This is a genomic window from Soehngenia saccharolytica DSM 12858 (genome assembly GCF_059568515.1).
Map to the genome: position 1 here is coordinate 32,501 of NZ_JCANTN010000019.1, position 7,420 is coordinate 39,920.

Sequence of the window (7,420 nt, forward strand, 5' to 3'; positions counted from 1 at the left end):
TACAATTTTAGGAGTTCTGTCGATTTTTTCAGATATTATTCCATATCAACTAAAGGATGAAAGTATTTTCGAGATGATTCTATTCATTTTAGGCGGATTAATGAACAATTTAGCAATTTGGTTTTTGTTATCTATGATTTTAGGTTATAAATTTTGTAACCCCCTTAGATGTTCGGTTATTAATGGTGGGTACTTTGCAGTGTTTGCTATTGTTCTGTATTTCATTTTCAGTTATTTAATAACTATGGATGTTCAACCAGTTTTCAATTGGGTTGTTTTTTTGAGTTGGATAGTAGTTTCTGCTGTCGGAGGAGCTATAGGAAGCATAGTTGGATTTTTGGCTCAACGATATAATATATTGTGGGGAATTCCTATTGCCTTTATTATATTACAACTGATTAGATATGGGAAAAGTATATGGCACCAGCCAATAAGTATTGTAACTAATATTATTCTTCTGACAGTGGCTTTTTGTCTTCTGATTTTTGGCATATCCAAAGCCTATAAAAGACATTAACTGAAGGTTGAGTTTACTACGTGTGAATGTCAAGTATCTTTTTACAATTTTCGGTCAATAACAAATTACATCTAATTATTGCTAAAAATGTTTTTTGCGATGTTTCAAATTGTAAATGTCATCATCCAAATTTAAAACCTTTGATGAAGATAAACAGGAACGTATTCTTGGCAATATTGTACCCAATAGTCTCCAAATGCTCCAACAGGTGGAATGGTTGACAAAATTCTATCGGTGGGATGAAGCTCGTAGAAGCAAAGACGGACATTCCAGACAATGATTTATCTAGACATTGGAATTAAAGAAGTGTTTTCTCCGTCAAAGACGCTTTAAGAGGTGGAGTGGTGTTTTTGTGATATTTCAGTCTATTACAGAAGATTTATTAGATATTGTACTGGAAATTATTAATTCAAATACTCATTATAATATTCTTGAAAACGGTGTTCCTTCAAGAACAATAGAAGAGGTGAAAAATGAGTTTCTTAACCAGAATACCGAGAGCAATCTTATATTTCTGGAGAATAAGTATATAGGAATTATTGACTTTCTTAAAAATAATCCTAATGACAATTGTCCCTGGATAGGTTTACTCATGATTCATAGAGAATATCACTGTAAAGGGTATGGTAAAATGGCATATAATTTGTTTGAGGAAAAGCTAAAACAGCAGAGCTTTAACAAGGTTAGAATTGGAATACTACAAGAAAACAAGATAGCCAAGGAATTTTGGACTTCATTAGGATTTAAGTTTTACGCATATAAGCAGTGGAAGGACAAGACAATTGAATGTTTTGAAAAACAATTGATATAAGAGAGAAACAGGTCAATAGGTTAAGCAGTTAAATAGAATTGTTACTATGTATTTGTTATTACAATTGAAGTTTGTATAGTTACAAGATTATATTGCTAAATAAGATATACAAACAATGATTCTATTATAAGAAGATTTTTATGTTGAGGTATTAATATGAAAATCTACTCCATTGCAGATATACCACAAAATAAAGTAATAGAGTTTTTTAAGTTCCATTGGGGAAGTACAAAAATGGTTATTTCCAGTGGAGTTTATGATTGCAGTGAATTAGATGGTTTTGCAGCTCTAAATGAAGAAGGAGATATTATTGGCTTAGTTACATATATTATCAGAGATAACGAATGTGAAATAATATCCTTAGATAGTATTTTAGAAGGAAAAGGAATAGGAACATCTCTAATTAATGAAGTTGAAAATGTTGCTGTTAAGAATAATTGTAAACTTATAAAAGTAATAACAACAAACGATAATTTATTGGCTTTAAGGTTTTATCAAAAACGTGGCTTTGTTCTATGGCGGATTATAAATAATGCAGTTGGAAATAATCATAATGTTTGTGTTGAGTTGGAATGTGATGTTGAATTGATTTCAGGAGAGGATATTCTATGTAAATATGGCTCAACCTTTGCTTCAGTTATTGGAAAAGGACATGCAGAAATATTAGAAGATGAACAAGAAAAAATTATAGGTCTTAAATTACTTATGAAGAATCAGACTGGAAGGGATTTTGAAATTGATGAAAGAATGGCAGATACAGTTGGGGTGATTAAGGTTATTGTACATTCTTTTACTGCAAAAGCCAATCAAAGGATTAGACAATAACTTTTGTAGAAATTTAGTGAAAAAGCGGGCAATCATCCATAGCCCGCTTGAAATTTAATTAGGGGTTTACTCTACATAGATCATCTTTCGGGTCATACCACCATCCACAATAAGGTTGATACCTGTGACGAAATCATTTTCTTTATCAGTTAAATAAAGACAAGCCCTGGCAATATCCTCTGGTTTTCCTACTCTTCTAGATAGATGCTGTTCATGATCAATTGGCCTTAGTTGCGAATAATCCCCTGTTTCAATCCAACCGGGAGATATACAGTTAACTGTAATTTTATCTTTGCTTAAGGATGCTGCAAGGGCATGGGTAAGAGCGACAATTCCACCTTTGGAAGCAGCGTAGGCTTCGGAGTTAGGTTCAGACATAATTGCTCTGGTGGAGGCAATGTTGACAATGGAGCCGCCATCCTTATTTTTACGCATATATTTTGCTGCTTCACGAGAACATAGGAAGACACTTCTCAAATTTGTATTTAGCAAATCATCCCATTCTTCTAAGGTTAAATCATAAGGGGATTTAAATAGTCCTTTTCCTGCATTGTTGATTAAGATGTCAATATGATCGTATGTTTGGAAGGCAGTGTCCATTAACCGAACAATATCTGCCTCTTGTCGGACATCGGTTGGGACAAAAATTACACTTCCCCCTTTTTCTTTAATTAGTGAAACTGTTTCCGTACCAGCTTTTTCGTCGATATCGGCTACAACAACATTAGCTCCTTTCAAGGCATACTGTAAAGCAATTCCTTTCCCAATGCCATTGGCAGCCCCAGTTATAATTACTGTTTTATTTGAAAAATCCAAGCTATCACATCCCTTTGAATTTATTCTTTAATATTAATATAACATTAAATAGGATTAATAGTATTGTTTTGTCTTAATATAGTTTTGATTTGAAAATGTAAAGCTCAATTTTATTGGATTTGCTGAATTACATCTAATCTAGGATGATATTATAATATAATTAAAAATACTTGAATTTTGATAGGGGGATAAAGATGAAATATGTTGTTGTCATCAATGCTAGTCCGCGTACTAATTGGAATACAGCCCAATTAGTGGAGGCTGCTGCTAAGGGAGCTCAGGAAGCTGGCGCTACTGCTGAAATCATCCATCTTTACAAATTGGCGCCTTTTAGAGGGTGTATTTCTTGTTTTAGGTGTAAACTACCTGAGACTTTTGGGAAATGTGTACTTAAGGATGGTTTAACAGAAGTATTGGACAAGATTCGCAAGGCAGATGCTCTTATTCTTGGTTCGCCAAATTATTTGGGTAATTTGTCAGCAGGTTTTAGAGCTCTTTATGAGAGGCTAGTTTTCCAGTCTTTGACCTATAATAAAGAACGCCCCAATTGTAATGAACATATGATTCCAGTTTTACTCATCCATACTAGTAATTGTGATGAAAGCTTTTATGATAAAGTAGGTTATACCACCTTGTTAGAAAATTATAAGCGAATGTTAGAACGTCATGTTGGACCAACAAAGATAATGATTTATGGAAATACATTACAGGTAGATGATTATAGCAAGTACGACTGGACCATTTTTGATCCAAATGAGAAAAAAGCCCGACATGAAGAGGTATTCCCCATAAAATTAAAAGAAGCTTATGAGTTAGGAGCTGGGTTTATTTAATGAGGTAGGATAAAAATAAATCCTACCTCATCTATAATCCAGATCATACCACTTGGAATATATAAAATTTAAGATAATCCGTTTCTGGAACATTCCATAGTATAGGATGGTCAGGAGCTTGTTGACGGGCTTCAATTTGTCTTAAGGACACGGAAGCATCCTCTGCAGCCTTTGCCAGTACTTTGCGGAATAGCTCATCTGTCATGAAGTGGCTGCAACTGCAGGTGGCAAGATATCCACCTCTAGGAAGTAATTTCATAGCTCTAAAGTTAATCTCCTTATATCCTCGAGCAGCAGACTGCACTGTCTTACGGGATTTGGTAAAGGCCGGTGGATCAAGGATGATAAAGTCGTAGTCACGACATTTCTGTTCTGCTAGTCTTGTTAGCAAATCAAATACGTCTTCGCAGAGGAAATCCATCTTTCCTTCTAGACCATTGCGTAAGGCATTTTCCTTTGCCATGTCAAGGGCTGATTGGGATATATCTACGCAGGTTACATGTTCTGCCCCGCCTAATGCTGCATTAAGTCCAAAGGAGCCTGTATGGGTAAAGCAATCTAGTACCCGCTTGCCCTTAGCAATACGGGCTACAGCTGCCCTATTATACTTTTGGTCCAAGAAAAAGCCTGTTTTTTGCCCGTTTTCTACATCTACCAGATATTTTATGCCATTTTCACATATCTCCGTTATGGGGGATTCAGGTACAGGGATATCATCTAGCTGGTACCAACCTTTATATTCTGGTAAGCCTTCCTTTGCACGAAGGGCAATATCATTGCGCTCATATATACCAGTAATGGTTTCGCCCATTTCAGTAAGCACTTCCCAAAGGGCACGGTAAACTATATCCTTGACAAGTTCCATGCCTAGACAGGTAATCTGTACGGATAGAATATTGCCATATCGGTCCACTGTTAGTCCTGGCATCTGATCGGCCTCACCATGAATCAAGCGGCAACAGGTAAAGTCACTACCTGGCATAACGGTTTTGCGGTAACGGATAGCATATTCCACACGGCGACGCCAAAAGCGAGCATCAAAAACATCATTGGCGTTGCGTGAAATGAGTCGAACGGTAATCTTACTAACGCTGTTGTAAAAGCCTGTACCCATGAAGGAGTTTTTAGCAAACACATCTACCAATTCACCGTTTTTGGGGTCCCCTTCTATTTCGAGAATTTCTTCTCCGTATATCCATGGATGACCATTCTGAATACTTCGTTTTGCTTTAGAGGTTATCATAACTTTGGGATACTGTCGTTTCTGCTTCATTTGGGTCTCCTTTCTAAATGGATTGTATCTTGTTGATTGTAGCACATTTCAATTTTGCCTTCAACAAGGCATTATGTATTCCAACCAGGTATGCTGCTTGTCTTAATAGCACGGAAGAGTCGTTCCTTAAGTCCAGGATTTTCAATTTGTATGGTTTTTATTAAGTTCTTTACATATTGACGCTTGGTATAACCATCAATTGGACATAGATTTTTAACTACTGGCAGATTGTATTTATTGCAAAATCCCTTTATATCTGCTTCTTTTACATATATTAGTGGCCTGATTAAGGTTATGTTTGATTTATCAAGGTGTGTGACAGGAGAAAAGCAGTTGAATCTGCCTTCGTAAATTAAAGACATCATCATAGTTTCTATCACATCATCTAAATGATGAGCATAGGCTTTTTTATTGCAGCCAAGCTCCTTTGCTTTGGTATTAAATGCACCTTTGCGCATTTTAGCGCAGAGGGAACAGGGATTAGTCTCCTTTCGGTGGGAAAAAACAATATCAGCTATTTTTGTTTCTACTATTGTGTAATTAACTTTAAGCTCTTTGCAAAGTTCCTTAACAGGTGAAAAATCCATATCATTAAAGCCCATGCTAACAGTTATGGCTTCAATATCAAACTTTTTTGGATAAAAACGCCTTAAGTGGGATAGAGCATACAACAGCGTTAAGCTGTCCTTGCCACCAGAGACTCCAATGGCAATTTTATCTCCATCGTCAATCATTTTGTAATCATCAATTGCTATGCGGGTATAGCTAAGCAGCCTTTGTAACTTCATAAAATCCTACCTTTCTAAATAGTTTATATAAATTGGAGCTAAATTATCCCCATTTATTCCCTTTTGAAGTTAATAGATATTATAACATATCTATTTTCACCATAAAATATCTCTAAACTAACACAATTGGATGTAAATTTATTAGGAACATAAAAAACATGTAAGTAGGTAAAAATATGATTTCTATTTGGACTGTCAATAACCTGTGAAAATGTCACCTAAAAAATCATGATTTTATTCTATGAAAATGTCACCTTCGAGATATAATTTTGCTTTTTAAGTAACGAGTTAGAAATAACGACAAGAGAAAAATCATGTGGAGCCACCCACCGGCATAAACAAAAGCGTGTTTGTAAGGTCGGCAGTCAAGTAGCTTTTGTGGCATAAGTAGTAAGGCTTTGCGGGTCAGGCCAACTTATTTCACGATCTACTTGACAGCCACTGTGGATATAGGGCCTTTAAAAATGGGTATAGGAAAATAAGCCCTTGATAAAACTTATCAAAAGCGATATGATGAATTGAGAGTATTTTCTCTCTCAGGCCCATGCTCGTGTGGAATTGAAGAGCTGATTGAGCATTTCAATAATTTCACGGTCGGTTTCTTCGTATAATCCATTCATGGGGAGAAGCATCTATTTGCACCAACATTCCTTTTTGAGGCTTTCTTTTCCTCCTATGATGAGATTTACGTTTACGATGTTTTTTAGGACTTTTAATGCCTGCTTGAGTTAGAATTCTATGGACAGATGTATAACTCACTTTGATGTCCTCATGCTCTTCCAAAAGCTCAACAAAGTGGTTAAAATTAGCTTCTTGATACTTCGTTTGCTTTAGCTCTACAATCTTCATTCTCACTTCATCAGGAAGTGTATGCTGGGGTTTTCGGCCTCTATTTTTATGGATAATGAACGCAGGTCCTTCTTCTACAACTCCTTTCTTTAACCTTAATACTTGTCGTTCACTTAAGCCTAAAAGCTCAGCAGCTTCCTTGATGGTTATTACCTTATCGATAGTTTGATTGATGACTCTAAGACGAGTTATTTCTTTTTGAGTCATATTGAATGTCTCCTCTCGCATACATGACATTTTATCAGAATAAATTCAATATGACATTATCATAGAATAACTACATAAATAGCAATTCCACTTGCTTTTCTATTTAATATCCCATCTTTGACAGTTGAGAGACACAAAACTCTGGAATGCATTGTAATTAGAGCATTTCAGAGTTTTTATCTTGTTTAAAAACTGCGTAATGTTTTCTTCTTTTTTGTTTCCTTAAAATAATTTTTCATCTTTTTTATGCTTACTATCTCATAATCAGTTCTGAACCCAAATGCCTCATGTAAAGCATCAGTAAAATCAGTTCTCGTGTAGGTTGGAATATATCCTTCTGTTGGAATAGAGTAGAAATTCATATCTCTTAAACCATTAATAATTTCCTGACTTGTAAATTGTTCATCTAATAATTTCTCTAAATATCTATATAAAACTAATGCAAGAAAACATGTAGTGAAATGTGCCTGTATACGATCGTCTCTGCTTAAATAAACTGGC

Annotated in this window: 8 protein-coding genes and 1 pseudogene (1 of these 9 only partly in view); 4 read left to right on the plus strand and 5 right to left on the minus strand. The window is 35.3% G+C overall.

Annotation, left to right across the window (positions count from 1 at the left end):
• The 3 genes from BO51_RS06535 to BO51_RS06545 all read left to right on the plus strand — a co-directional run.
• Positions 1 to 517 carry the 3' portion of a hypothetical protein gene (locus BO51_RS06535; protein ID WP_496485108.1) on the plus strand. Its footprint begins 56 nt before the window's first position, so the window shows 517 of its 573 coding nt (coding positions 57-573); its start codon lies beyond the left edge, outside the window; its stop codon occupies positions 515 to 517.
• A 352-nt stretch (positions 518 to 869) separates the two neighbouring features.
• The gene (locus BO51_RS06540) at positions 870 to 1,328 is read left to right on the plus strand and encodes a GNAT family N-acetyltransferase (protein WP_496485109.1); all 459 of its coding nucleotides are present in this window, start codon (positions 870 to 872) and stop codon (positions 1,326 to 1,328) included.
• Between the two features lie 156 nt (positions 1,329 to 1,484).
• Positions 1,485 to 2,153 carry a GNAT family N-acetyltransferase gene (locus BO51_RS06545; protein WP_496485111.1) on the plus strand — a complete coding sequence of 223 codons (669 nt, stop codon included), beginning with the start codon at positions 1,485 to 1,487 and terminating at the stop codon, positions 2,151 to 2,153.
• 66 nt (positions 2,154 to 2,219) lie between these two features.
• Here BO51_RS06545 and BO51_RS06550 read toward each other — a convergent pair whose 3' ends face one another.
• Positions 2,220 to 2,969, minus strand: a complete 750-nt coding sequence (locus BO51_RS06550) for a glucose 1-dehydrogenase (RefSeq protein WP_496485113.1) — start codon at positions 2,967 to 2,969, stop codon at positions 2,220 to 2,222.
• Positions 2,970 to 3,163: 194 nt separating this feature from the next.
• On the opposite strand from BO51_RS06550, the gene BO51_RS06555 reads away from it, so the two are divergent.
• On the plus strand, positions 3,164 to 3,802 hold the full coding sequence (locus BO51_RS06555) for a flavodoxin family protein (protein ID WP_496485115.1): 639 nt from the start codon (positions 3,164 to 3,166) through the stop codon (positions 3,800 to 3,802).
• Between the two features lie 43 nt (positions 3,803 to 3,845).
• On the opposite strand, the gene BO51_RS06560 is transcribed toward BO51_RS06555, so the two are convergent.
• The 4 genes and pseudogenes from BO51_RS06560 to BO51_RS06575 form a co-directional block, all read right to left on the minus strand.
• Complete coding sequence (locus BO51_RS06560) at positions 3,846 to 5,075, minus strand: class I SAM-dependent rRNA methyltransferase (RefSeq protein WP_496485117.1); 1,230 nt, start codon at positions 5,073 to 5,075, stop codon at positions 3,846 to 3,848.
• Positions 5,076 to 5,146: 71 nt separating this feature from the next.
• Positions 5,147 to 5,863, minus strand: a complete 717-nt coding sequence (locus BO51_RS06565) for a tRNA lysidine(34) synthetase (RefSeq protein ID WP_496485119.1) — start codon at positions 5,861 to 5,863, stop codon at positions 5,147 to 5,149.
• Between the two features lie 588 nt (positions 5,864 to 6,451).
• Positions 6,452 to 6,940, minus strand: coding sequence for a helix-turn-helix domain-containing protein (locus BO51_RS06570; protein WP_496485121.1), 489 nt, complete (start codon positions 6,938 to 6,940; stop codon positions 6,452 to 6,454).
• Between the two features lie 164 nt (positions 6,941 to 7,104).
• Positions 7,105 to 7,420: pseudogene (locus tag BO51_RS06575) on the minus strand (IS1634 family transposase); the annotation flags it as partial.